At 53.5% G+C, this 23,999-nt stretch carries 22 protein-coding genes; 3 read left to right on the top strand and 19 right to left on the bottom strand.

What is annotated here, in order from left to right; genetic code table 11:
- Positions 1 to 3: 3 nt before the first annotated feature.
- The 12 genes from K5Q35_RS19430 to K5Q35_RS19375 all read right to left on the bottom strand — a co-directional run bounded on the left by K5Q35_RS19430 (position 4) and on the right by K5Q35_RS19375 (position 10,730).
- Positions 4 to 441: a GPW/gp25 family protein gene (locus tag K5Q35_RS19430; protein ID WP_220801031.1), complete on the bottom strand. Its 438-nt coding sequence runs from the start codon at positions 439 to 441 to the stop codon at positions 4 to 6.
- Position 442: 1 nt separating this feature from the next.
- Positions 443 to 733 (bottom strand): PAAR domain-containing protein, encoded by a 291-nt coding sequence (locus K5Q35_RS19425; RefSeq protein WP_044025425.1) that lies wholly within the window; start codon positions 731 to 733, stop codon positions 443 to 445.
- Positions 734 to 759: 26 nt separating this feature from the next.
- The gene (locus K5Q35_RS19420) at positions 760 to 2,526 is read right to left on the bottom strand and encodes a phage baseplate assembly protein V (protein WP_220801030.1); all 1,767 of its coding nucleotides are present in this window, start codon (positions 2,524 to 2,526) and stop codon (positions 760 to 762) included.
- Between the two features lie 9 nt (positions 2,527 to 2,535).
- Positions 2,536 to 3,222, bottom strand: a complete 687-nt coding sequence (locus tag K5Q35_RS19415) for a hypothetical protein (protein ID WP_013963526.1) — start codon at positions 3,220 to 3,222, stop codon at positions 2,536 to 2,538.
- Between the two features lie 3 nt (positions 3,223 to 3,225).
- The gene (locus K5Q35_RS19410) at positions 3,226 to 3,399 is read right to left on the bottom strand and encodes a hypothetical protein (RefSeq protein ID WP_013963525.1); all 174 of its coding nucleotides are present in this window, start codon (positions 3,397 to 3,399) and stop codon (positions 3,226 to 3,228) included.
- Positions 3,399 to 3,854, bottom strand: a complete 456-nt coding sequence (locus K5Q35_RS19405) for a phage tail protein (RefSeq protein WP_013963524.1) — start codon at positions 3,852 to 3,854, stop codon at positions 3,399 to 3,401. Before K5Q35_RS19405 ends, K5Q35_RS19410 begins: the two co-directional genes overlap by 1 nt.
- Positions 3,855 to 3,859: 5 nt before the next feature.
- The gene (locus tag K5Q35_RS19400) at positions 3,860 to 4,318 is read right to left on the bottom strand and encodes a phage tail protein (RefSeq protein WP_013963523.1); all 459 of its coding nucleotides are present in this window, start codon (positions 4,316 to 4,318) and stop codon (positions 3,860 to 3,862) included.
- 25 nt (positions 4,319 to 4,343) lie between these two features.
- Complete coding sequence (locus K5Q35_RS19395) at positions 4,344 to 6,731, bottom strand: phage tail sheath C-terminal domain-containing protein (RefSeq protein ID WP_220801029.1); 2,388 nt, start codon at positions 6,729 to 6,731, stop codon at positions 4,344 to 4,346.
- 15 nt (positions 6,732 to 6,746) lie between these two features.
- A complete protein-coding gene (locus tag K5Q35_RS19390) occupies positions 6,747 to 7,484 on the bottom strand; it encodes a hypothetical protein (protein ID WP_220801028.1) in 738 nt (245 codons plus the stop codon).
- Complete coding sequence (locus tag K5Q35_RS19385; RefSeq protein WP_220801027.1) at positions 7,484 to 8,056, bottom strand: DUF4255 domain-containing protein; 573 nt, start codon at positions 8,054 to 8,056, stop codon at positions 7,484 to 7,486. The genes K5Q35_RS19390 and K5Q35_RS19385 overlap by 1 nt, the downstream gene beginning before the upstream one ends.
- A gap of 572 nt (positions 8,057 to 8,628) precedes the next feature.
- Positions 8,629 to 9,300 carry a bifunctional 2-polyprenyl-6-hydroxyphenol methylase/3-demethylubiquinol 3-O-methyltransferase UbiG gene (locus tag K5Q35_RS19380; RefSeq protein ID WP_220801061.1) on the bottom strand — a complete coding sequence of 224 codons (672 nt, stop codon included), beginning with the start codon at positions 9,298 to 9,300 and terminating at the stop codon, positions 8,629 to 8,631.
- 134 nt (positions 9,301 to 9,434) lie between these two features.
- Complete coding sequence (locus K5Q35_RS19375) at positions 9,435 to 10,730, bottom strand: transporter substrate-binding domain-containing protein (RefSeq protein ID WP_013963518.1); 1,296 nt, start codon at positions 10,728 to 10,730, stop codon at positions 9,435 to 9,437.
- A 371-nt stretch (positions 10,731 to 11,101) separates the two neighbouring features.
- Here K5Q35_RS19375 and K5Q35_RS19370 point away from each other — a divergent pair, with 371 nt between their 5' ends.
- Positions 11,102 to 11,755 (top strand): DUF4157 domain-containing protein, encoded by a 654-nt coding sequence (locus K5Q35_RS19370; protein ID WP_220801026.1) that lies wholly within the window; start codon positions 11,102 to 11,104, stop codon positions 11,753 to 11,755.
- A 192-nt stretch (positions 11,756 to 11,947) separates the two neighbouring features.
- On the opposite strand, the gene K5Q35_RS19365 is transcribed toward K5Q35_RS19370, so the two are convergent.
- The 7 genes from K5Q35_RS19365 to K5Q35_RS19335 all read right to left on the bottom strand — a co-directional run bounded on the left by K5Q35_RS19365 (position 11,948) and on the right by K5Q35_RS19335 (position 21,911).
- Positions 11,948 to 14,548 (bottom strand): bifunctional diguanylate cyclase/phosphodiesterase, encoded by a 2,601-nt coding sequence (locus K5Q35_RS19365; RefSeq protein ID WP_220801025.1) that lies wholly within the window; start codon positions 14,546 to 14,548, stop codon positions 11,948 to 11,950.
- A gap of 434 nt (positions 14,549 to 14,982) precedes the next feature.
- On the bottom strand, positions 14,983 to 16,086 hold the full coding sequence (locus K5Q35_RS19360) for a flagellar basal body P-ring protein FlgI (RefSeq protein WP_013963514.1): 1,104 nt from the start codon (positions 16,084 to 16,086) through the stop codon (positions 14,983 to 14,985).
- Positions 16,083 to 17,087 carry a flagellin gene (locus tag K5Q35_RS19355; RefSeq protein ID WP_220801024.1) on the bottom strand — a complete coding sequence of 335 codons (1,005 nt, stop codon included), beginning with the start codon at positions 17,085 to 17,087 and terminating at the stop codon, positions 16,083 to 16,085. Before K5Q35_RS19355 ends, K5Q35_RS19360 begins: the two co-directional genes overlap by 4 nt.
- 3 nt (positions 17,088 to 17,090) lie before the next feature.
- The gene (flgK, locus tag K5Q35_RS19350) at positions 17,091 to 18,536 is read right to left on the bottom strand and encodes a flagellar hook-associated protein FlgK (RefSeq protein WP_220801023.1); all 1,446 of its coding nucleotides are present in this window, start codon (positions 18,534 to 18,536) and stop codon (positions 17,091 to 17,093) included.
- Positions 18,537 to 18,579: 43 nt separating this feature from the next.
- On the bottom strand, positions 18,580 to 19,890 hold the full coding sequence (locus tag K5Q35_RS19345; RefSeq protein ID WP_013963511.1) for a flagellar hook protein FlgE: 1,311 nt from the start codon (positions 19,888 to 19,890) through the stop codon (positions 18,580 to 18,582).
- Between the two features lie 100 nt (positions 19,891 to 19,990).
- The gene (locus tag K5Q35_RS19340) at positions 19,991 to 20,830 is read right to left on the bottom strand and encodes a flagellar motor protein MotB (RefSeq protein ID WP_220801060.1); all 840 of its coding nucleotides are present in this window, start codon (positions 20,828 to 20,830) and stop codon (positions 19,991 to 19,993) included.
- Between the two features lie 190 nt (positions 20,831 to 21,020).
- The gene (locus tag K5Q35_RS19335; RefSeq protein WP_220801022.1) at positions 21,021 to 21,911 is read right to left on the bottom strand and encodes a rhodanese-related sulfurtransferase; all 891 of its coding nucleotides are present in this window, start codon (positions 21,909 to 21,911) and stop codon (positions 21,021 to 21,023) included.
- Positions 21,912 to 22,029: 118 nt separating this feature from the next.
- Here K5Q35_RS19335 and pncA point away from each other — a divergent pair, with 118 nt between their 5' ends.
- Both pncA and pncB read left to right on the top strand, forming a co-directional pair.
- On the top strand, positions 22,030 to 22,638 hold the full coding sequence (gene pncA / locus K5Q35_RS19330; protein ID WP_220801021.1) for a bifunctional nicotinamidase/pyrazinamidase: 609 nt from the start codon (positions 22,030 to 22,032) through the stop codon (positions 22,636 to 22,638).
- On the top strand, positions 22,631 to 23,923 hold the full coding sequence (gene pncB / locus K5Q35_RS19325; RefSeq protein WP_013963507.1) for a nicotinate phosphoribosyltransferase: 1,293 nt from the start codon (positions 22,631 to 22,633) through the stop codon (positions 23,921 to 23,923). Before pncA ends, pncB begins: the two co-directional genes overlap by 8 nt.
- The last annotated feature ends 76 nt before the right edge of the window (positions 23,924 to 23,999 follow it).

Here is a 23,999-nt window from a genome sequence, read left to right as displayed (position 1 = left end):
GTCCTACATCGCCAGCATGGGGGTATCGGCCACCAGAGTGCCCTCATGGATGTAGAACGGGTAAACCATGTTAGAACGCGAATTTGTCTGATCCACAGTATAGTCCAATGACACCCGCATCTTGCCACTCATCCAGTCTGTTGTATCCACGCTGACTTCATGCAGCGTGATGCGCGGTTCGAAAAAGAGAATGGCCTGTCGGATGGCAGTTTCGATTGCGGCTTCTGTTTCTCCATCGTTGGTTTCAAACACATAGTCATGCAGGCGGCAGCCATAAGCAGGCTGCATGATCCGTTCTCCGGGTCGAGTTGCCATCAGAATACACAGGCTTTCTTCGATATCCGGTTCGGATTGAACCATCTGAACCTCGCCGGTTGCCGGGTCAAAGGTGGGTGGGAAATGCCAGCCGCGTCCCAGAAAGCCCGGATCATTCTCCGACATATCAACCTCCTATGATCACTGTTGGTGCGCCAGCGACGATACTGCCACCGTGCGATGTCGTATCGCCCATGCGTGCAGCCGGTTTGCCGCCGATCAATACGGTTGCCGAACCCTTCGCAATCGTCGCAGGGGGGCCGACGCAAATGCAATTGTCCCCCACGACGGCGGCAGGCATCTTGGCGATCAGGACGGTCGCCTCACCCGGTCCCGCAATGATGCCGCCCACATGTGGGACAATGCCTGTCACCATCGGACAGGTCTGCATATCGGTTAGTCTTGCTGCTGGTGGCATTTCCCCCGCCCCCTTTCCAATTGATGTTAGTTTATCATCACCATGGCGCCTTCGATTTTTGTCTGACCGCCCGCCGATACCTCAGCCGTCGCACCGCCAGAGCCGGTAAATCCGATCTGTCCTTCGCAGGTCACGTTTTGCCCGGATATTGTCGCGTCCATTGTGGCCTCAGCCTCTATTTTGCCCGTTGCGGTCAGCGTGATGTCATTGTCTGAGGTCAGCGCGATGCCCGAGCTATCCATGACGATGGCATTGCCGTTCATGTCTTCCATGCTGAAACTGCTCTGCTCGTCATCCATGACCAGTTTGTGACCACCCGGTGTTTCAACGGTAATGATCTTCTTTTCATCATCAAAGATCACCTTCAGTTTTTCGCGCGTCACAATCGTTTTGATTTTGTTTTCTTCGGTTTCTATTTCAGGGCGTTTTGCTTTGTCGTTGTGCAGTGATCCGACGATAATCGGCGCATTGGGGTCCGCGTTCAGAAAGGCGACAATCACCTCGTCATCCACCTCCGGTAGAAACTGGATGCCCGCCCCGTCCGACGCATAGGGTTGCGCATAGCGCGCCCAGACATCCGCACCATCCGCACCTATCATCGGCAGAGAGATCTGAATGCGCTGCTTGCCCAAGGGATCGTCTGTCAGTTGAACGACCTTTCCAATCTGGAGGCCATGGATCGGGGTTGTTATCGCCTCAGCCGCAGGGGCAGCCAGACCAAGGCTGTCGCTGGTCCAGTCAGGCGGCAAGCCCAGCCGGGTCTGCGTGGTCCACTGGCCGGACTCGATTGTGTGAGAGACCGCCGTAACGAGCCCGTTGCCGCCAAAGCGGTTCCCCGTGTTGGAAATTTCAAGAACATCCAACGGCCAGATTTTACCGCAGCCCGGAAAAGAAACCGTACCGGAAACAGCCGCCAGTTCAGACCGCATAACGCGGGCATTGGCCATCTCCTTGAGGTCTGCTGCATCCACTTCGCGTGATGTGCTTATCTTGTGCGCACGATCCCCGAGGTTTTCTGCGAAACTTTTGTACTTGGTTTCTCCAAAACTGAGCTTTGGCTTGTAACTGCTGGGGCCTGACACGCGCTCCTGGCTGGCTTCATCCCATGCGTCCTGTGCGGCCTCTTTGATCGAGCGACTGCTATCCAAAGAGATGTCAAAATCGATAATGTCATTGCCGAAAGTTACCAGCAACGCTGATTCAACCGAACTGTCCGGCTTGGTGACTTTGATTTCTCCGTCTTTGACGGCCAGCACAAAGCCGTTTCGATCGGCCAGCAAGCGGAGAAAGTCCCAGTCGGTCGCGCCGATGCGCAACTGCGTACCTACGCTGGTTTCGACTTTGTCAACGTCACTCGTTAGCCCAGCTTCCGTGATTATCCCTTTCATCACATCGCTATCGTTCATCTCTTCATAAGGTGCCGAACTGCGTGTTTCGGTCAGCTTGAGAGCCTTGTCACGACACATCACTTCCAATCTTGCGCCCTGTTGCGCGTCGAGCCGGGCGCGCTGCGAGATCACAATGCCTGTGAACAGTTTCTGATATCCGGAATCGCCAAACCCTGCGCTGATTTCAATTTTAACACCCAGACCAAACAGATCACTGTCCAATTCTTCGAACTCGTCAATTTCCACAGAGTCGGATTGAATGACAACCGTCGCCTCGGGAATACGGTTGAGTTCATATGTGACGTAAATCGCCTGGATCGACAGATAATCAGGTACTTCGTCACCATCAGCTTTCACTGAAATGGTAAGCGGGCCATCTGAATTGTCTAATGGGCTTGCTGGCATGGCTTTTTATCACCTAATCGGCGGGAAACGAAGCAGTGTGTTTGGCTCCAGATCCCTAAAGCTGTCTAAGTCGTTGAAGGCGGCAATAGTGAGGTATTTGCCCGCGTCCTTGTAAATACGGTAGCAGAGCATCGGGAGAGTATCGCCGCTTTGCACACGCACGACATGGGTCAGATCGGGCGAGCGCCGTTTGGCCTCCAGCGCCTCTTGCGCCGCGGTTCGGGCCTCGATGAAATTCATCGTAATCTTGGCGCGCAAGGCGGTCCCATCGGGATGAAACAACGTATAATCCACGGCCATGTCGGTCAGCCTGCCGAAAAACGCCTTCAGGCCCTTTCCCCAGATGATCTTGACGGCCGTTGGCTCGTGTTCGTCACCGTCATAGTCATAGACGATCTTGCGCAGTTGATCGATCTGCGCGGCAACCGTCTTTCCCTTGGCGTCCGGCACGACGCCTGTCCCATCTACGGTGATCGAAAAACCGATCTTTTCAGGATCAGCCATCGAGTACTTGGGCACTGTGCCCGACTTTCCAACGGGCGCATCCTTGTTGTTTTTGGTGCCGGTATATTGAAGCGAATAGTTGTGCTTATAGCTCTCCGGGTTGATCGTCGCCTGAAATGTGTTCGCCGCCCCGCTTTTGGGTTCGATCTTGCTCGATTTGATCGCACATTTGATGATTTTGAGCTTGGCCACTGATCAACGCTCCCGCGCGCGGCGCGCCGCTTGTTCCAGCTTTTGATCCACTTCGCGCAACACTTCGTGCCTGAGTGCTTCGAACGCATCACTCAGGTCGGGTTGCGCCTGCGCGGTGTCCGGCTCGGCGGGGCCAAAGCGGCCTTTCAAGACCAGCGTTCCAATCTCGACAGCCATCAGGTTTTCCTCTTCAGGGTAGTGTAGGCCAGTTCGATTGTTTCGACGGCCAGTTCATTTTTCATCGCGTCAAATCCTCCTACCGTCCACTTGACCGGATAGGCGTTCCCGATGGACCAGACGGCCACCGGGTCACGCTCTTCATTCAACAACGACACCGTAATGTCCTTGGGTTCGATTGGTTTGGCCAAGTCGTTTTCGATCGTGGCCTTGCACCACTTCACCAGACCGCTGTCCGTTGTCGTCATCCCACGCTTGAGCTTGAGATTGCCCTGTTTGAGAGGCTTGGGCAGTTGGTGAACGAAGCGGTTCTCGCCCCCTTCAACCAACGCTTCGGTCTCGAGGCCGCTTTCAAGGCCGGACACCTCCTGAAACGCCATGTCCGGCACAGCGGGCGTTCCCCCCACGAACATGACCGAAAAATGAAACGCAACAGGCGGGTTAAGCGGATCCATAGGCGTCAGGCGTTCTCGATAACAAAGCCTTCGTGCGCGATCTCGATGCTTTCCACCGCGACCTCATTGCCCTCAGCTTTTAAATCGGTGCCCGTGACCTTGATCGGAAAGGCGTTTTGAACCTTCCACACCATCGTCGGCGCTTGCGCTTCATCCAGCAAAGAAATCGTGATCGCCTTGCGTTTGATCACATTCATCTTAATTTCTGTAAACCAGTCAAACAACGCATTGTCTTTGACGAATACGCCTTTTTTCATGGTGATGTTGCTGTATTTGATCATGCCCGGCATTTTGATCTTGGAGAAAACCGGGTTGTTGCCTGCGCGGTATTCAAGTGCTTCGGACTCGATGTCGAGACCCGAAACCTCCTGAAAAGCCAGTTCCGTGTCGTCCCATTTTACCTGAAAATGGAACTTGGGAAGCGGCCAGATTGCTGTTGTTTGGGCGGAGCCATCATCTGCCATAATTCTTATCCTTCTTTTTCAATTCTTATGATTTCTGCATTTGTTGCTGGAAAGTGATCTCGATGAATTCCGCAGGGCGCGTCACGGCCACCAGCACTGTGATCAGCAATTTGCCTTCCAGAATATCCACCGGCGTCATCGTCTGACCCAGACCGACATGGACACTGAACGCATCCGTTGGCACCGCGCCTGCAAGGCCGCCCGCTTTCCAGACTGACGTCAGGAAGTTTTCGATCATCGACCGGATTGTCACCCATGTCTGCGCCGTATTGGGTTCAAACACATAGGCTTTTGCGGCCAGCCGGATTGATTCCTCGATCATGATCATGGTGCGGCGCACGTTGATATAGCGCCAGTCCAGCGAGTTGCCGTCAAGCGTTCGCGCGCCCCAGACCAATGTCCCTTCGCCCACAAACGGCCGGATCGCATTGATCGATTTGCCTGTTGTCGAAACGTTGAGGTTTTCTTGCTGTGCATGGTCGATATTGACCATCGGTCCCGTCACCCCGGCAACGGACACATTCGCAGGCGCTTTCCAGACGCCACGCGTGTTATCCACTGCCGTGTAGATACCGGCCATCGCCGCAGCCGGTGGCATGGTGTTCATATATTTGGTGATGGCGTTCATGACATCGGTGTAAAGCGGCGCAACGACGCGCATCGTCTTGTCGATTGTCTTAGCGGCTTGATCATCGGTCGCATCGTCTCCGGAAATACCGTCGATGAGGATTTTGATCTCCTTAGGCTTGGACAACTCGCCACCTGCCATCAGTTTATAGCGCACTGAGGTCTCCGCCCGATCGAGTGCCGGGTCCGGTGTGAAGACGATGGCCTCTGTGCCTTTGACTTCCCAGACGCCGATGTCCTTGCGGGTCAGCGTTTTGTCTTTGAACGCGACAACGACAGCGGCCTTCGCGTCCGCAAGTTCCTTGTTCGCCTTCTCTTTCGCCTCATCCGTTGCATTATCCGGAAGGGCCAGGATCGCTTCAGTCGCGCTTTTGACCGCGTCATCCTCATTTTGACGTGCCACCGCGTCGATTTCATCGGCACCAAGCAAGACGACGTTGTCGATCGTTACACCGTCTTCCGCGATAGGAATCGTCACGGGCTTTTTCTTTTTTACATCTGGCAAAGCAAGTACGTCACTGCCGATCATGACAGCGATCTTACGGGCAGATGTCTGAACGCCTTCATTATCGGTGATCACCAGCTCGAAAAAGCCGTCGCCGCCTGACGCGTCGGTGTGCACGTAGCGCACTTTCTGATCGTCGACGTCTTTTTGAGTGAATTCATACGCCGGGTCGGCTTCTTTGAGCGCATCATCGGTTGCATTCTTTGCGGCGACGACGATCTTGCCCTTCATATCCGCGACCAAATCGGCAGCAGCCTCTTTGTCAGTTGCATCCTTGGGAGCGCCGACAACCTTGTATTTCAGCTCTGCGGCGTCTGCCAGATCGTCCGCTGCGTGGATGTCTGACCCTTTGATGACAGATATACCGCCCGCCGTTACGGAGACCGTAAAGTCACCGGATACCACGGCCGTGCCCACTTTCAGGATCTCCGGCACGATTGCCTTGTCCATTTTGACACTGGTTTTCAGCAGCGAAATAAACGTGTTGCGGCTTTTTTTCAGGTTTATGTTTTCAAAGCTGAAGTCGCGCGACTGATAGACAGCGCTGTCGAGCCATGGATAGTAAGCGGCACCATAATCAAGATAGCTGGTGCCAGCATCGTTGCGGAAACATTTGATGGGGTCGCCGCGCGGGCTGCGTTCATCGAGATACCCACCGTGGATGTCCAGAATGGCAAAGCGGTTCTTCATCGTATATCCACAATGCGCCAACATCTGTTGTTGCACCTTGAGCGAATTCTGGCGGTTCAGACGCGTGGTCTCAGGAATGACCAGCATCGTCGGTTCAGGCTCTTTTTCCAGCCGGGTAATGGCTTTGAGCATCGCGCCTGAATCGATCTGATCTTTGTAGGACCCGATCGAAGTGACGTAACATGTGCCGCCCCCATTCAGGAAAAAGGCGCGCATGGCACTATAAAGCGTGAATGCGGTGTTGGTCTGAATAAGTTCGTATTTTACGGGGCCAGCCGGGCCGTCAACGGTGAACACTGCCTGCGGCAGCTCGGCGACTGTCGCCATATCGGCGTCGTCGCCATAAGGCTGTGGGGATGCGCGCTCTTCAAATGGCTTGATGTCAAAAATGGGCTCGGACGCGCCACCGAAGTAGTTGTGAAACTCCGAGATTGAGGTGATCTTCATTGGAGTTTCGTGCAGGGATACGTTCCCGTTCACTGCTTTTTCGGTATAGCCGATAAACGCCGGAACCGCCGTGGCGACCTGTACGACGGAGTTGGGAAAGGCGCTTTTTTCGACAATGTAGACGCCGGGGGTTTTCATGACCATGCTGCGGGTCCTCCTTTAAAAGATCGAGACGTAGATGTCAGATTGAATGATTGCGCCTGTCCCGTCCGGGGCTGGCACAGTAGCGAAAAGTGGCTGCGGCGTGGGCAGCACAGGAATGAGAGTGCGCGGGCCGAAGGGGCCGGGTTTTGACAAGCTGAAGCGCTGTCCGGGCCGTGCGCGCGCTGGCAGAGCATCGCTGGAGCGCAGGACATTCGCGGGCCTGCCATCGGGCAAGGTTGTCACCCCCAAGGGGGCAAATGATACTCTGCCTTCTGAATCCTCGATCATCACTTCGTCATTTCCGGGACCAATCACGTGATAGGCCCAATGCGATGACACGGCTTTGAATGTGACGTGCACTTTGCGATGAACGCCGGGTGTGATGTCTATGATCAACTGCGCCAAGCGCCAGTGACCGGGCGTTTGTGTCGGCATCACCTCTGGTCTGACCGGGTCCAGCGTCGCATGATCCGTGCCCATTGGCAGGTCAATCTGCGGGACCTGCTTCCAGTCCCCACCGGCTGTTACCGTGATCACATCAGCGCTTTGAATATGCAGGTCAATCGCGATCTGCGGTGGCAGCCCGGTTGCATCATCTTCAGCAAGAACAAACCCTTTGGTCCCCTGTTGACGCAACAATAGCCCGTCCTTGTCAAAGCTTCGCTCATCGTTCGGGCGCAGCGTGACTGGGGGCATGTTCGGGGCATAGTATTCATGCTCCATCGTCAACTCGACGAGTACGCCCCACCCCATCAGCCTGCCTCCGCTTTGGCGGAACTTGCGGGTGCACGGATCAGCGGTGTGATGGATTTGACAAGACCTGCGTCTATGATGACGGAGCGGACTTTAAACATGACCGAAGGTACATACCGCCCGCCGAGGTTGCCCCATAACTGGCCAATCTCTTCAACCTTGAGGTTTGCAATATCAATGGATAACTGCGAAATGCCTGCGGGCATTTCAGGTGTGTTTCGAGGTGTCATGACTGAATTGGACTGAAAAAACATCAGCGCCGCAGACACGAGCTTCAGCCCTTCCTCGTAGATCTCGGCATCATGTCCGGAGGCGAGCATAAAGTAGATATCAAGATGGACGGGGGGCGACTGCCCGATTTGAGCAACGCCACGCGTGGTGGTGTTTCTGGGCATGCTGTCCTGTGCAAGGTTGGTCACAAAGATGGTCAGTCGGTTGCGCGCCTCCGCTGTGGGTTTGCCTTCTGCATCATTCAGCGGTCCGATCGTCACAAGATCCTCGGGAACCGAAAAGAGCGCTGACAGGTGCGCGTTCAACCGGTCACAAATGAGCTTGAGCGTCAGATCAATCACAGGGCTGACCCCTGTGTTGCTAACATGGAAACGAAACAGATGTTGCCGCGAGACAAATGGCGAAAATACACCAGCCCACCTTTCTAGGAAATTTGACGTAGCGTAACCTGAAGTTGTCTAAAAGCAACCAAACTCTCGTAAATTTTGACTTTTTTACGGGAGCGGAATTTTCCCATGCAACTCTTGGGCGCATTTCTTGGACGAGGTACCAGAGGTCTTAAATCGTCTGACATAAAAATAATGACGTGATATTAGATAGATAAGCAATCGTCTGACATTTTTGATACCCGTTTGCCCTACTGCCCGACTTGCACGCTTGGCGGTCACGCTCGAAAATATCATCACGACAGCGCAAGGGGGCGTATCGGTATTCGAGAAGTGTGCAACAGACGCCAGGACGACGGATTCCAGATCAATTTCGGTGCTGGAACCTCCTTATGGAAAGCACCACGAACGTACCTGATCTACGAGAATTAAACGACGTGGGAGCGGGTGGGGCGAGCAGCCGTTTTCTGCTCAGAATATGGTGACGCCGGTCGCTCGATGTTCCGATATTTCCAGCTTACAGGCTGTCAGCAAGATGCCTCGGCGTAAATCCCATATCCCCACCGGGGTGGGCATAGCGGCGTCAGAATTGCATCGAACCTTCTCGCAAGGCTATTGTGTAAAAGCCAGCTTTCAGGGAGAACACTCTCGCACCCGATCCGGCGGAGGTTAAAGCCTGCCGCCGCAAGTTCCTGCACCAGTTTTTCGGGATCGAATAGCTGGTAATTCAATACAACGTTCTGGCCATCACCTGTTTGTCGCGTATAGCGCACCAACCCACAGCCTTCCTTGTTCATGGCTTGTTCAGCGCGAAATCGGCGGGCTCTGTTCGGTACTGATATCAACAGCCTGCCAGTCTCAGGTTTGAGGGCGTGGCGCATGCGCAGCAAGGCATCCGCGCGTGCTCTTTCATCCGTAATATGACCGAGAACGCCAAACAGGCAGAGCACCAGATCCATTTTCCCAAACGCTTGCGTATGGTCTGAAATGTCAGTGTCTGCAGGGCCGAGAATGTGCAAGTCGTGCCATCCGGCCTGCGCTGCACGCTCACGGATTGTGTCCAACGCGGCCGGGCTCACATCGAAACCAGCGGCACGCGCAACGCGCCCTTGTAGTCGCATCAAATAGCGCCCACTTCCGCAGCCGAAATCAAGAACGGCAGAGCCTGCATGCAAAAACTGCTCAATCCGCTGCCACATAATCCGGTTGGGGCTTGGATACCGCAGGTCGTAAAGGCCAGATGAAAAGTAGAGCTGGTAGGATGCCTGCGTCGTTGCGTCGACCTTGGTGACTGACTGAATCTTGGATGATGGAGGCTTTTTCCCCTGCGCTGTCAATTTGGTGACACGCTGCCTGTGCCGAGCTCATCTTCGATACTCTTGCGCCAGTTCCTGTTGCGCATCTCACGGATCAGTGCGCGGTCAATATCGCGTCGCATGCTTTGCGGCACCGAAGCGCGCGAAATACCCCAGCCGTATGGTTCATTGCGGTATACGGTCGGCAAGACCGAGATTTTATCGCCGTAAGTGTCCTGACGGCTCAGATAAGTGAGTGCAATCCAATCACCAAGGACTCCGTCCACCTCGCCTTTGGCAAGCAGATTTGCGGCCTTGGGCCAGCTCGACACCAGTGTCACATGCCCCTTCAGCGCGGGGTCTTTGTCAACGGATATATCTTCGCGTTCTGGGTCTTCGGGTCGGCAGGTGAGTTGGGCAACGCGTTTTTTCAGTGCTTCGGCCTCTGCAGAATTCGGGTCTGCCTCCTGAAGGCGCTTGCGATATTCGACCAAAAGCAGGTTTTGTGACGTCGAGCAGTCGAGTGTCGCAATCGACATTTCAGTAAGCGATTGTGCCGCAACCTTTTGTTGTCCACCGACAGAGCCGACAAAAGCGGATGTCAGAACCCCGAGCAACGTCGCTGACAAGGCCGTTCCAACCACTGCCAAGAAAATCTCCAGAACTTTTGCCATGGCTGTGCTGTATCCATCGCCAACACCGCGCAGGCCAATTGTGCGAATAATCGATTCAAGGATCGAACGCAGCCACACGGAAGCGGACGTGTGCTCGCCGTCTGCATTTTTGGCAAACAACAGCCAGCGGATCAGGAAGGCCATCAACAGATTGAAGCTCAGGAAAAGCAGTACGGCGCGCGCGACAGTTGGATGAAAGACTGTTTCTGATACGATATCCTTGGCTTGGGAGAAGTCGATCGCGTTTGACGGGGGCAATGCCAAGGCAATGCCGGAAGACAGGTATTGCTGGGAGAAATCATACGATAGCATCCGCTCGGACGTGATGGTGAGCGGTGCAATCACAATGTCGATGCGACCACTTACCAGCCCGATTTCCTGGCCATCAATGGTGTTACAGGGCACGAAACTAACGTTTGGCGCAACGGATCTGCCTTCTGCATCGAGGACGGACAACGAGCGTTCTACATTTCGCCACAGATCATATGCAAAGCCAGCAGGTGCACCATCCGCCTTGAAGTAAGAAAACGGCCTTGCGTCATCACGCATCGCCACGATGATATCCCCTTCCGGTCGGACATCGGGACAGGCATGGGCAATTGGCGCAAAGGTTCCAATCGCGCAGGACAGTATCAGGACAAACAGGACGGCGCGGGTCATCGCTGGCTTCTTCTCATTGTATTACTGTTATGAATGCAACTGTTTAAACGTGTGTAAATGCAATATACCTCAACCCTAGGTCACTTTTGCGTCTCAAGGCAAGAAAACAATTCTGGGTAGAATCCCGGTTGAAGAAAGTGCCGGGCAGAGGGGTCAACTCCACTTAAATTAACTGCTTAGAAAGTTTTCTGGCGTCAAGCTGTCGAAAACGATCATCATCTCGACGCATCGCCACGTTCTGAGCTGCAGGCGTGCAAGTTCCTGCATTTATCATTTATCTTGTCATGCGCGCGCAGCGTGTGGTCGCGTGAAACACATAGGTGTTTTTTCTATCATTACGTGTTATTGAACTACGATCGAAAGGAACGCAAATGGCTCAGATATTCGCGTCGGAACGTACAAACACAGCTTCAACCGCATCGAAGTCGGGCGCTGCTGCGTCACCTCACAGCATACCCGAGAAGTCGCTGGCAGCGTTGCAGCGAAAAGCTGATAAAAGCAGTGCAACTGCGTATTTATCAGGCTTCCAAGGACAGTCTATCCAACGGATAGAAGAGGAAGAAATGCTTCAAGGTAAGGCGGTTCAAAGGATAGAAGAGGAAGAGATGCTGCAGGGTAAGGCAATGCAGCGAATAGAAGATGAGGAAATGCTTCAAGGCAAGGCGATCCAGCTTCAAGACAAGAGCGCTGTCTCCGAGGGTGGTCTGCCTGTACAGCTTCAGGAAGGCATTCAGCAATTGTCCGGAACTGACATTGGCGGTGTGAATGTACACTATAATTCGTCGGCACCGGCGGCCGTGAACGCCCATGCTTTCGCACAGGGAAATGACATACATCTGGCGAGTGGGCAGGAGCGGCATTTACCGCATGAAGCCTGGCACATCGTGCAGCAAAAACAGGGTCGAGTGAGCCCAACGACATCCGTTGCAGGAACCCCAGTCAACGACGATCCGGGTCTTGAGGCGGAAGCTGACGTCATGGGGGCGAAGGCAAGCCAGTTTGTCGCGCGCGACAGAAGCCTTTGATCTTGTAATTGTGATAAATAGGCCCGTGCCGTTCAATGTGCGTCCGTCAAGACGCTGTATGAAGGTGCTATTGGGTTAAGAAAACTCAGTCTTATTTGCTACGCCCGACAGGTGTGCAAACCTCCGTAGGAATAGATGCAGCTTCAAGTGCATTGGTTTTTTAGAGTGCATACCCGAATTTCTGTGCCGTTCTTATTTTATGTCACCCAACCGGTCGCGCTGTACGGCGATAGACGCGACGCCATCTAGCTTTGTGTCATACCCGTCCTTAATAAATTCGCGAAGTTGATCAAAGTCCATTGGACGTGCAAAGTAGTAACCTTGAAATGTGTCACATCCCAGATCGCGCATGATTGCGGCATGTTCGGCGGTTTCAATGCCCTCCGCGGTTACTGAAATCCCAAGCGCTTTACCAATCTCGACCATACTTTTGATCAGTGTGCGAGCAGATGCACTTTCCGTAACAGGTGCCACGAGAACGCGATCGAGTTTCATAATGTCCGGATTGAGCGCTTTTAGCCCGACAACTGATGCGTGGCCTGATCCAAAATCATCAACTTCAATGGTAAAGCCCATGTCGCGCAGCTCTGAAATGCGCGCCTGAAACCCCGAAGCATCCTCTTCTATGAGGACACTTTCAAGGACCTCAAGCGATACTCGTGTGTTTCCAATTTTGACCTGGCCTGCAAGATAATCAATCACAGGATTCATCAGCTGATGCATACCAACGTTGAAAGAAATCTTTGGAATGCGCAGGCCATCTTCGTTTAGGATGCGCATACAATCGAGACCATATGCAAAGACCTGACGGTCAATATCAGACAAAATGCGCAGCTGTTCAGCGACTTTCAAGAACTCGTTCGGTGGAAGAATGCCACGCGTCGGATGCCACCAGCGAACGAGGGCTTCCACACCAACCAACTCTTCAGTAAGCGCATCGATTTGTGGTTGAAAAAATGCAATAAACTCTCCGCGCGCAATTCCTTGTTCTATCTCCGAGGATAGTTTTCTTTTTGCCAAAACAGCATGGTGCACATCGGGAGTGTACAGGGTTGTCGTGTTCCGGCCGGTATCTTTGGCGACGTAAAGGGCAGCGTCGGCACTTTTAAGAAGATCTTCATTCCCGACCAAACCTTCGGATGCTGTGGCAATCCCAAAGCTGGCCCCAATCCTGCAAGTCTTACCTTCAAAGACCATGTCAGTCCCGAGTTGAACCCGCAGCTTTTCTGTCAAGGCTTTTGCTTTGTCCGTATTGCCATCGACCGCAAGCAGTATGACGAATTCGTCGCCTCCAACCCGTGCTGCCAAATCGTTTGGTCCGATAGATCGCCGTAAGCAATTCGCGACTTCAACCAAAACAAAATCTCCGGCAGCATGCCCGAGGGTATCATTAACATTTTTGAAGTGGTCCAGATCTACCCGAATAAGGGTGCGTGCCGCGGCCGAATTGCATACCTCAGACTCCAGCACCTCATCAAGGTAACGGCGATTTGGTAGTGCCGTCAAAGGGTCGTGTCGAGCTTGATGCTCTGTTTCACGCTTGGCTTCAGAGATCGTATGTTGTGCTTCTTTCGCTTCCGTTACATCCGTTGCGATTGCTGTAAATCTAAGCTCTCCGGTACGCAGAGAAATCAACGGTGCTATGCTTAGTTTGATCCAATAGCGCGACCCGTCCTTATGGTAGTTGATAATTTCTGTCTGTACGGGACGACGCGCTTGCACAGCTTGTCTGATTTCGTTGCGCGCCTCTTTGTTGGTTTCTGGTCCCTGTAGGAGTTGTCTTGGTGTTTGACCCACCGCCTCCTCGACCGAGAACCCGGTCATTGTTGTGAACGCTCGATTGACCCAGATTATTCGCGTGTTCTCATCGGTAACGGTGACGCTCTCTGATGCCATTTCGGCAATCTGCGCCAGCTCTTCTAATTCTCCTTGCTTCTCGGCAAGCAGGTTTTGTGACTCTAGTAGATCTTTATGAGGTCGTACGATGGCGCGCATGCCTGAGAAGGCCATCAATGCAAACGGTAGCAGCAAGGCAACCATTGCGACTGAAATTGCAGTGAGAACGAGATCAAGACCAATTGATTCAAAGACACTGCGATCTGTTTGGGCTGCTACGAAAAAGCTATGATCGGGGATTTGAACATCAATGATCTCGCCGCCATTAGTCCAAGACGCCCATTGGTCTTTTTGAAAAGGCGTGAGCAGCATTGTAACAAGGACATCATCTGCACTGCTGAGAACCGCTGTTAGGTCCATATGCGACTCATAAACAAGTAAGCCTGCCACTGCATTCTCGTAGAGCAGCGGAATGGAAATTTGGAAATGCGCTTCGAATTTTGAATCACCGGGGCGATACAAGACGCGTGGAAGGAGCGCGCGTCTGCCCGCGACCATCTCAGCAAGCCCTTCTTTACCTTCGACTTTGAGAAACGGTGAGCCGGCCGAAAGTGTCGGTCGATTAAAAAGCACACGTCCTAGGCTATCGAAAAGCCGTACATTTGTAAGGTCTGACAGCCGCGTTTTCGTATCCTGTTCCAGACCGGTTTCACCAGAAGCAAATGCAATAGTGTTTTGATCAGAACTCACAGCACGTCCATTGGCCATTACATCGTCCAAAAGGCCCGCGATAACATTTGCTTTCGTTTCTAAATGAACTCTCTTTGCGCCGTTCTGCATGTCGTGAAGAACCGGCGCTGACGCGAACCAAACAGCTGCGGCAACGGTGACAATTGAAGCCAGATAGCCAGCGACCGTAAGTCTCAAAAAACGAGCTGTGAAGCCATACCTGACCATTACTTTACTTTCTACAACGTAGATCTGACCAAAGTCTGTTTCAGCCGACTGTCTTGACGACAAATTCAGATGAACCGAATTCTCGTAGTGCGAGCGATTTCCAGCTTTGTTCTTCTTGCAAAACCACTGTGGCTAAACATGCTGAACTAACCCTGAATCCGAGTTGAGAATTCACACTACTGGTTAATCTGAAATTACCGCGTTCATAAGCGACGTTGCGAGCGCCGCCCTTAACGGGAGCGTCGCAAATCTGACACGCGCCACACCTCCAAATTCAGTGTCGCCGATCACGATTGGGGTAAGGGCCGACTGCGGCAGGGCTATTTGTCTGATACGCAATTGGAGGTCGAGCAGGTGTTTGGTCTTCGCGATATCGTACATTCAATACAGTGCTTGACTGCACCACACCCCGCACCAAGGTACTAGAAACAGGCCTAGCGGACAATAAATTCTGCATGTAATGCGCCTGCGGCCTTTATGCTTTTAAGTATATCAATCATATCCCTTGGCGAAACACCCAGAGCGTTTAGACCCGCGATAACCTCTGACAGCGATGTGCCATCAGGGACTTCGGCCAAACCTATTCCGGGCTCTTCTTCCAACTCTGCGCGAGTCCTCGGTACAACGACCGTTTCGCCCTCAGCAAAAGGATTTGGCTGTATTGCGATTGGTGCCTCTTGAATTCGCAGCGTCAGGTTGCCTTGCGAGACCGCCACCCTCGATATTCGGACATCTTCGCCCATTACAATTGTACCTGATCGTTGATCTACGACCACACGGGCTTTCCGTTCTGGCTCTACCGAAATATTCTCTATCCGGCCAAGAGCGTGCGCGACTGAGATCATTTCGGTGCTATCTACGTTCAAGCTCACCGTTCCTGAGTCGAGCATGAGTGCGACTGGACGTCCGAAATCATTGTTTATGGCCGCCTCAATGCGTGCGGCGGTAGTGAAGTCCGCATCTCTCAAGGCTAATCGCAGTTCGCTCAAGCTGGACAGGTCAAAATCAATCTCGCGTTCTACGCGCGCTCCTGAAGGGATAACACCCGATGTGGGTACACCTTGCGTAACGTTTGCGCCGTCTCCCTCAGCGGTTGCGCCACCAGCAATAATCGTGCCTTGTGCAACGGCGTATATCTGTCCGTCTGCCGCGTTCATTGGCGTCATGATTAAGGTCCCACCCAGCAGACTACTTGCATCGCCGATCGCCGAGACGGTGACATCAATTTGACTGCCCCCACGCGCGAATGGTGGCAACGCAGCCGTTACAAAAACAGCTGCCACATTCTTAGGCCTGAATTGTTCTCCGCTGACGTTTACGCCCAGTCGTTCCAAAATATTTGACATTATTTCTTCGGTGAATGGTGCATTTCGCAAGCCATCGCCCGATCCGTTCAGGCCCACCACCAGTCCATATCCGACCAGGTCATTTCCTCTTACGCCGTCAAACTCGACAAGATCCTTAATACGCACAGGACCAGCATGGGCCGTGCTGACAATTGAAAAAGCCAGCATCATCAATAGGATCAAGTACTTCATAGGAAGTTCACCAGTGACAGCTGAGAGCTTCGGACTGTTACAGAGTAAAGCGCTTGGAGCTGGAACTGTACATTCTCCAGTTGAGTTGCTGTTTCAAACGGATCAGCCAGCAAAAGAGCGTTTCGTGCTACTTCAGTACTGGTTTCTTCCGCCTGATTTCGTGACGCGATCATTTCGATACGCGCTTCGGTGAAGCCGATACGTGAACGCAAATCGGTCAACTGGTCCTGGTTCGACTGGAGGCCGAGGCCGGCAGTTCTAAACAGCTCTGATTGTTGCGGTACTGTTAGCCCAAGGGCTGGATCATCCGCCAACGCGGACACAGCGGCATTCATCAAGAGGTTCTTCAGGGCCGGATCATTCGCCCTGACGTCTAATGAGATACGTTCCGTTTCGGAAAGGGAAAAAGGTGCCAATGCAGTTGCGGAGCCTGTGTAAATCAAGGCATCGAAACCCGCCGGATCAGCAAACCAATTCTCAGCAGCTGTCATGATGTCATCGGGCGTGGTCTGACCAGCCAACGCAATGCGCAGTTCGGTGAGGAGCGTTTCGGCGCTTTCAAGAGGTACTTGGTCTGTTGCTGCACCCGCAAACAGGCTCTTGCCTGCAATGTCCGCATTGAGGGAATTCAGAATCCCTTCAAGTTGCGTTTTTGCATTTTCCGAAGGGCTGCCTGCGATGACACCGACAGGCCCGCCACCCGCAAGGATCAGATCCAGCCCGAGCTGGCCACTGAAGTCTTGGACACGGTCGAGAGAGGACTGCATGGCACCAGTAAGATATTTGGCTTCGCTGTTTGCGACAGAGTACCCATTCAACGTCTCCAAAGACCTCTCCAAACCAGAAAGGTAATTGTGATTGCCAGCTAGAACCTCCTTGATATCGCTGACTTGACCGCTGGACAGCTCTTCGGTGAGCTTGGTCATGTCTTGGCGAAGAGCGACACTGCGCCGCTGCATCATGAAAGCTTGGGATAAATCGCCTAAAGAGACTGAACTCACCTGTTATATCCTCAAAATAGTTTGCATCATTTCGTCTGCGGCTTCGATCATTCTGACGTTTGCGGCGTAAGCCTGTTCGACAATTAGAAGTCGCTGCAACTCTTGGTCGCTGTCCACACCATTGGCCAAGATCTGCTGTGTCAACTCATCAAACTGAGACGACGCAAAGCTCAGTGACTGCTCTGCTCTGCTCCGATCGGACCCGACCTGCGAGGTCAACGTCGAGATCAGGTTCATGGCTGAAAACGCCCCGGCGCCAAATTCACCTGATGCGGGAGTACGTTTTGCGGTCAAAGTATCTGACAGAGATTGAATAAGCCGTGCATCACCAACATCGCCCGGGGTCACGGCATTAACGCCATCTCTGATGCGCCAGGACTCTCCGCCTTGCCGCTCGTCGACGTCAGCATTTATGCCCAACCGTGCAGAAAGACCGACTTCATTCAATGGGTCAAATGCTACACCAGCATCGGTGAAAATCCCGGGATCACCCGCAGCTAGACTTGGATCAACGGCAGGGTCCTGAAAACGTTCGACTAGGTCTCTGGCAAAGGCGTCCAATTGCGTCTGAGCGGATGTACCCAGTTCATCTCGGATCTCGAATTGCGCACCCAAGGTTCCGCCACCCAAGGTGCCTCTGGCGCTATCCGTTCTGACAGGGTAGCCATTGACACTAAGCCCTGACAAAGTCCCATTGCCCAGCGTCATGAATGGTGTGACTTGATTAACCGCATTGAATTCGATTTCGGCAACGCCGCCGTCGAGCAGAATTGCACCACCTGTTGAGTAGAGCGCGATCTGCCCATTGTCCCGTGGTACCAAGCGTACTGGGACAATTGCGCTTATCTCATCGACAATCGCCTGGCGGCTGTCAAAGAGTGCTGAGGCATCGCTCCCTGTTGATATGGTTCGTGTAATTTGCGAATTGAGTTCTTTGACGTTCTGTAAAGATGTATTCAGGCGATCGATTTGCACTTGGATTGAACGGTCTGCATCACTGCGCGCTTGCTGGACTCCGTCCGACGCAGCTGAGATCAGATTTGCGATATCCCGAGCGGCATCAACGACCCCGTTCAATCGCTCCGGCGCGTCGGGCCTGCTGGCCGCAGTAATGAGCGTTGTTTCAAATTCAGCCATGCGCCCGGCCAGTGAATCAGCCTGGTCAGGAGTGCCAAGGAGGTTTTCAAAGTCGTTTAGAAACTTGGTCCGGTCGGTTGCATTGCCAAAACTTGCGTCTGCTAACCTCAGATCCGCCAACAAACTTGGGTCGACACTGCGCATGACACCGTCAATAGCCACGCCCCCAAGCTGTGACGAAGAGAGAGACAAATTTCGTACGCCGTAGCCCGGAGTCATGGCATTCGCAAGGTTTGCCGATATGACTTCTGACGTCCGTCCTGCTGCGCGCAGGCCGGTCATCGCGTTGGAAAGTGCTCCTGAAATTGACATCTCGGCCTCTCTAGGTTGCTAAATTGCTAAAAGTTACTGAGGGTTAACGTTTGATATTGGTTGTTTCCTGGAGCATTTCATCAACAGTCTGAATGACCTTCGCATTCGAAGAATAGGCTCGTTGGGTTTTGATCATATCGGTCAATTCGCCAGCAACATCTGTTGTGGATTCCTCGCGTGCAAATGACACAATATCACCAGTCGGCCCGTCACCCGCATTCCAAAGAAAGAACGCGCCACTTTGTCTGGAGGGAAGGTACGTTTGGCTGTCAAAGGCCTGAAGCCCATTTGGATTAGGCACATTAATCAACGGAATCTGATAAATTGTCCTGATCTCACCGGTGTCAAATGACGCGCGCACAAACCCATTGGGGTCAACGTCAACACCGACAAAGTTGCCAATTGCTGATCCGTCTTTTGTAACCGAGATCGGTGCGAAGCTGTAGGAAAGCTGGGATAAGCCCTCGGTATCACCAAGCGCGCCGATGTCGACTTCGATCGGGCCTGCTGCCACGTTGATTGTGATTAGGCCTGTCGTATCACTGTAAGCGGGACTTGCACCTATTGGTGTCACATCAAAAAGGGAACCGCCACCCGTCCGAGAGTCGTTGAACTCCAAAGTGTACGAACCAATGGAAACGGCCGGATTGACAGAATCAAACATCTCCATCGTCCAGGTGTTGGTCGCAGGGTTGCCCGGCGCTGGCACGTCTGGCGTAAAGGTGATGCTAACGCTCTGCGAGGTGCCGAGGTTGTCGAAATACTCAACAGAAATTTGCTCAGTGAGACCGGCTGAATCCGCCTCTGTTTCCGTAGCCGGGAGGTTTATGCCCAAAGACATGGAGGTCGTCGGGTTTCCAGCGAGTTGCCCAGTGGCAATACGAACTGGTTCCAGCCCGTCAGCTGTATCGCGCGGATATACAGGAATTGACCCGTCTGCTGCAGCGGGCCACCCCATCAGCACGAGACCAGATTGCGATGTCAAATACCCTTCAGCATCCGTGCGAAACGAGCCGGTGGTTGTCAGAAACATTGGGGCGTCGGCACCTGCGGTCTGGACCTGTGCTGATTGTGCCACTGGCAGCATGCCACCCCCACGCACTGCGAGGTCAGTAGAGTTTGACGTCGAGACCAGCGTGCCGCGCTCATCGATCAGGCGTTGCGTATTCGCCCGCACACCCCCGGCAGCATATGACCCGCCACCCGAGGAGAGGACCATCGACTCAAAGTCAGTTTGCACCCGCTTGTATCCAAAGGTCGACGAGTTTGCGATATTGTCCGAGATGGACGCCAATCGCTGCGAATTGGTCTGCAAACCTGCAACGCCTGCATTGAGCGAAGATGAAATCGACATGGGCACGCCTTTCTGATGTGATAATCCGTTCTTGGTATCATCAGATAGCGGCTTGGGCTTAACACTGAGCTAACATATAAAATGCGCCCTATTTCTGCCATTATTCACGAAGGAGCACGATTTCCACTCTGCTGTTGCGTGTTGCCATTGGGTTCAGGTGCACCGGCTCGCGATCCGCATGACCCGTGACACGGTGCATTCTTTCTGGCTCAAGACCATTTTCCTGCAACATAAGCCGTGTGCGTGTCGCGCGATCCGTCGACACGTCCCACACAGGGTTTTGTGCGACAACGATTGGACGTGATGGCACATGAGCCCCGATAGCGATGTTGTTCGTTGCAGCGAAAGCAACGCTTGCTACCAGTTCGACGAGCTGTGTCATCAAGGGCGTTGGATCATCGGAGTTTGGTTGGAATAGCGGCAGGCCATCCAGAGCAAACAGTTCAATGACCAGACCTTCATCCGTGATTCGGGTCACGATGTGTTCAAGTGCATTTTCCATGACGGTCGATTCACCACCGCGGCCCATAAGCTCTTCGATGAGGGCCTGGAGTTCTTCGTCGGATGAATCCTGTTCGCCACCGTCAGAATCGTTACCACTCTCTCCGCTGGCGGCTTTCTTGCGGGTCGCGTGCTGTGATGTCGCGCCGAGCCCGTTTTGCGGCAAGGTTTCTTCAGAGAAGATACTGTCGCCACCAAACGCCCCGTCGCCGCCGCCGGAGATCCGATTGATCGGAATCGTCGGCGCAAAATAATCCGCGAGGCCCGCGCGTTGTTGTTCAGTCGTTGCATTCAACAGCCACATCATCATGAAAAAGGCCATCATCGCAGTCACGAAGTCCGCGTAAGCGACCTTCCAGGCGCCACCATGGTGACCACCTCCTACGACTTTTTTCTTTTTCTTGATGATGACTGGTGCCAGATTACTCTGCGCAGCCATGTCTCCACCACTCTTTAGTTCACCCAGAGCCAGCAATACACTGAAAGATGTTTCAGTTCGCTTAACGTCGAAAACGTTTGACTGGGTTTTGGGGTGAGTGTTGGGTTACGGGTCGCACTCACGCGGGAGAGGGCGGCGGCTTTATCCTGTCTCACAACCTTAAAAACAAAAGGCCTGTGCATTAAACAGGTCAGGAATCAGCCCTCTTTCTGGCGAGTTCGATTTGTTTCTGACGTTCGCGAAATCGTGCTTTATCCTCCGGTGACGTCGTTTCAAAACATTTATGACAGCTGACACCTTCCTCATATTCAGGTCGGTTTTTGTCGTCCGGCAGGATTGGTTGACGGCACCCGTGACACAAAAGATGCGGCCCTTCTTCAAGGCCGTGGCCCACACTGACGCGATTGTCGAATACAAAGCAGGCACCGTTCCAACTGCTTTCTTCCTGCGGGATGTCTTCGAGATACTTGAGAATACCACCTTTCAGGTGAAACACATCCTCAACTCCCTGACCAAGCAGGTAGTTGGTGGATTTTTCACATCTGATACCACCCGTGCAGAACATCGCGATCTTTTTATTGTGAAAGCGGTGCTTGTTGGCCTCCCACCAGGCAGGAAACTCGCCAAAGCTTCGGGTCTTGGGGTCAATCGCGCCTGAGAACGTGCCGATTTCGACCTCATAATCGTTGCGGGTGTCGATCACCGCGACATCGGGTTGCGCGATCAGCGCATTCCAATCCGCCGGGGTCACATAATGCCCCGTTTGCGCACGCGGATCGACATCCGGCTGCTTCATCGTCACGATTTCACGCTTGATGCGGACCTTCATCTTGCCAAAATTTGCCCGCTCGCTTTGTGCTTCTTTCCACTCAAGACCGGCACATCCGGGCAGAGCCTTCAGGTGTGCAATAACCGCATCAACCCCGGCGCGCGATCCTGTTATCGTGCCATTGATGCCCTCGGGTGCAAGCAACAACGTGCCGGTCACGCCTTGTGCGTTGCAAAGGTCCAGCAAGGCAGGCTTCAGGGCCGCCGGGTTGTCAAAGCGGGTGAAATGATAGAGTGCGGCAATAATAAACATGGGCGAGGGGATACGCCTGCGCGCCCTCTCAGGCAAGAGTGTTGTGGCGCATCACCGCCGTCGGCATTGACGGGCTGCACACAGGCGCTTAGCCATATTCCAGACGGGAGAAAAACGCATGACCCACGCTTTGATTGTCATCGATGTTCAGCTTGATTTCTGTCCGGGTGGCGCACTTGCCGTTCCAGATGGGGATGGGATAGTCACGGGCATCAACTCACTTATGCAGCAGGCGGATGCCGTTGTGCTGACACAGGATTGGCATCCGGCGGGTCATTCCTCTTTTGCCTCGTCGCACACGGGGCAGGCGCCCTACGACCTGATCGACATGGACTATGGCCCGCAAGTGTTGTGGCCGGACCATTGTGTGCAGGGTTCTGACGGCGCGCGGTTCCATCCTGATTTGCAAAGTGACGCCGCAGATTTGATCCTGCGCAAAGGGCATAATCCGGCCATAGACAGCTATTCCGCGTTTTTTGAAAATGATCACAAAACGCCAACAGGGCTTGAAGGCTACCTGCGCAGCCGAGGGATTGAAAAACTGACGCTGGTCGGGCTGGCGTTCGATTTTTGCGTGAATTATTCGGCGATCGATGCCGCCAAACTGAAATTCGACGTCACAGTGCGCGAAGACCTGTGCCGCGCGATTGACCTTGATGGATCGCGTGATGCGGCGCATCAAGCGATGCAAAATGCGGGTGTGCGTCTGGAGACAGCGAATGGTTGATATCGCAACCCGCGTCTGGAACCACAAATGGAAAATCGACCCGATTGTACGCTCGTTGATCGACACGGATTTTTACAAGCTTCTGATGTGTCAGTCGGTTTTCCGCAATAAACGCGATACGCGCGTGACCTTCAGCCTGATCAACAGATCCACACATATCCCCCTTGCCGAACTCATTGATGAGGGGGAGTTGCGCGAACAGCTGGATCATATTCGCTCACTTTCCCTGTCGCGCGGGGAAAGCACATGGCTGCGCGGCAATACCTTCTACGGCAAACGTCAGATGTTTCGTTCGGATTTTATGGAATGGTTCGAAAACCTTCGTCTTCCGGCTTATCACCTCGAACGCAAAGGCGATCAGTTTGAGCTGACATTCGAAGGCAGCTGGCCCGAGGTCATGCTCTGGGAAATTCCGGCTTTGGCAGTGCTGATGGAACTGCGCGGGCGCGCGGTACTTGATCAGATGGACAGGTTTGAGCTGCAAGTACTGTATGCGCGGGCAATGACGCGGGTTTGGGAAAAAATAGAAGGTTTGCGCGACATTCCCGGCTTGTCGATTGCTGATTTTGGCACGCGTCGGCGTCATAGCTACCTGTGGCAAGACTGGTGCGTTCAAGCGATGCGGGAAGGTCTTGGCGCGTCGTTCACCGGCACATCCAACTGCAAGATCGCCATGAACCGCGAATTGGAAGCAATCGGAACCAATGCGCATGAATTGCCGATGGTTTACGCCGCCCTCGCGGAGGGTGACAGCGCTTTGGCGCAAGCACCCTATGACGTCCTGTCTGACTGGCACGATGAGCACGAAGGCAACCTGCGCATCATCCTGCCGGACACCTTCGGCACCAGCGGATTTCTGGAAAAAGCGCCGGATTGGCTGGCCGGATGGACAGGGATCAGAGTGGATAGCGGGGACCCTGTGCAAGCCGCCGAAGACGCGATCGCCTGGTGGCGCTCAAGAGGTGAAGACCCGAGCAAAAAGCGGGTGATTTTCAGTGATGGTCTGGATGTGGAAAAGATCCGCAGCCTGCACCACCAGTTTTCGGGGCGGGTGCAACCATCCTTTGGGTGGGGAACTCTCTTGACGAATGACTTCCGAAATCTGGTGCCGCAAGACAGCCTTGCGCCATTCTCACTGGTTTGCAAAGCCATCGAGGCAAATGGGCGCCCCACCGTGAAACTGTCCGATAATCCAAACAAGGCGATGGGCCCCGCCTCGGAAATCGAACGCTATAAGCGCGTGTTCGACGTTGGTGCACAACGCGCGCAGGACGTGATCGTTTAAAGGATGTACCCCGTTGCCTGCGGGTTCACAGCACACCTGCTCTCTGACAGCCGCATTTTCAGGGTTCATCACAAGC

The sequence above is a fragment of the Roseobacter sp. OBYS 0001 genome, assembly GCF_019654895.1.
Lineage (GTDB): Bacteria > Pseudomonadota > Alphaproteobacteria > Rhodobacterales > Rhodobacteraceae > Roseobacter > Roseobacter litoralis.
This window is presented reverse-complemented; position numbering and strand designations above follow the sequence as displayed.

Coding starts and splice junctions, on each gene's coding strand:
- K5Q35_RS19370 (WP_220801026.1), top strand. CDS start 11,102: ATGGCTCAGATATTCGCGTCGGAACGTACAAACACAGCTTCAACCGCA.
- K5Q35_RS19345 (WP_013963511.1), bottom strand. CDS start 19,890: ATGTCGATTTCATCTTCGCTCAATGCAGGCGTTGCAGGTTTGCAGACC.
- K5Q35_RS19420 (WP_220801030.1), bottom strand. CDS start 2,526: ATGCCAGCAAGCCCATTAGACAATTCAGATGGCCCGCTTACCATTTCA.
- K5Q35_RS19375 (WP_013963518.1), bottom strand. CDS start 10,730: ATGACCCGCGCCGTCCTGTTTGTCCTGATACTGTCCTGCGCGATTGGA.
- K5Q35_RS19405 (WP_013963524.1), bottom strand. CDS start 3,854: ATGGATCCGCTTAACCCGCCTGTTGCGTTTCATTTTTCGGTCATGTTC.
- pncB (WP_013963507.1), top strand. CDS start 22,631: ATGGTTGATATCGCAACCCGCGTCTGGAACCACAAATGGAAAATCGAC.
- K5Q35_RS19335 (WP_220801022.1), bottom strand. CDS start 21,911: ATGTTTATTATTGCCGCACTCTATCATTTCACCCGCTTTGACAACCCG.
- K5Q35_RS19390 (WP_220801028.1), bottom strand. CDS start 7,484: ATGGGGTGGGGCGTACTCGTCGAGTTGACGATGGAGCATGAATACTAT.
- K5Q35_RS19400 (WP_013963523.1), bottom strand. CDS start 4,318: ATGGCAGATGATGGCTCCGCCCAAACAACAGCAATCTGGCCGCTTCCC.
- K5Q35_RS19365 (WP_220801025.1), bottom strand. CDS start 14,548: ATGGTCAGGTATGGCTTCACAGCTCGTTTTTTGAGACTTACGGTCGCT.
- K5Q35_RS19360 (WP_013963514.1), bottom strand. CDS start 16,086: ATGAAGTACTTGATCCTATTGATGATGCTGGCTTTTTCAATTGTCAGC.
- K5Q35_RS19410 (WP_013963525.1), bottom strand. CDS start 3,399: ATGGCTGTCGAGATTGGAACGCTGGTCTTGAAAGGCCGCTTTGGCCCC.
- K5Q35_RS19380 (WP_220801061.1), bottom strand. CDS start 9,300: ATGTGGCAGCGGATTGAGCAGTTTTTGCATGCAGGCTCTGCCGTTCTT.
- K5Q35_RS19340 (WP_220801060.1), bottom strand. CDS start 20,830: ATGGCTGCGCAGAGTAATCTGGCACCAGTCATCATCAAGAAAAAGAAA.
- flgK (WP_220801023.1), bottom strand. CDS start 18,536: ATGTCAATTTCAGGAGCACTTTCCAACGCGATGACCGGCCTGCGCGCA.
- K5Q35_RS19395 (WP_220801029.1), bottom strand. CDS start 6,731: ATGGTCATGAAAACCCCCGGCGTCTACATTGTCGAAAAAAGCGCCTTT.
- K5Q35_RS19430 (WP_220801031.1), bottom strand. CDS start 441: ATGTCGGAGAATGATCCGGGCTTTCTGGGACGCGGCTGGCATTTCCCA.
- K5Q35_RS19425 (WP_044025425.1), bottom strand. CDS start 733: ATGCCACCAGCAGCAAGACTAACCGATATGCAGACCTGTCCGATGGTG.
- pncA (WP_220801021.1), top strand. CDS start 22,030: ATGACCCACGCTTTGATTGTCATCGATGTTCAGCTTGATTTCTGTCCG.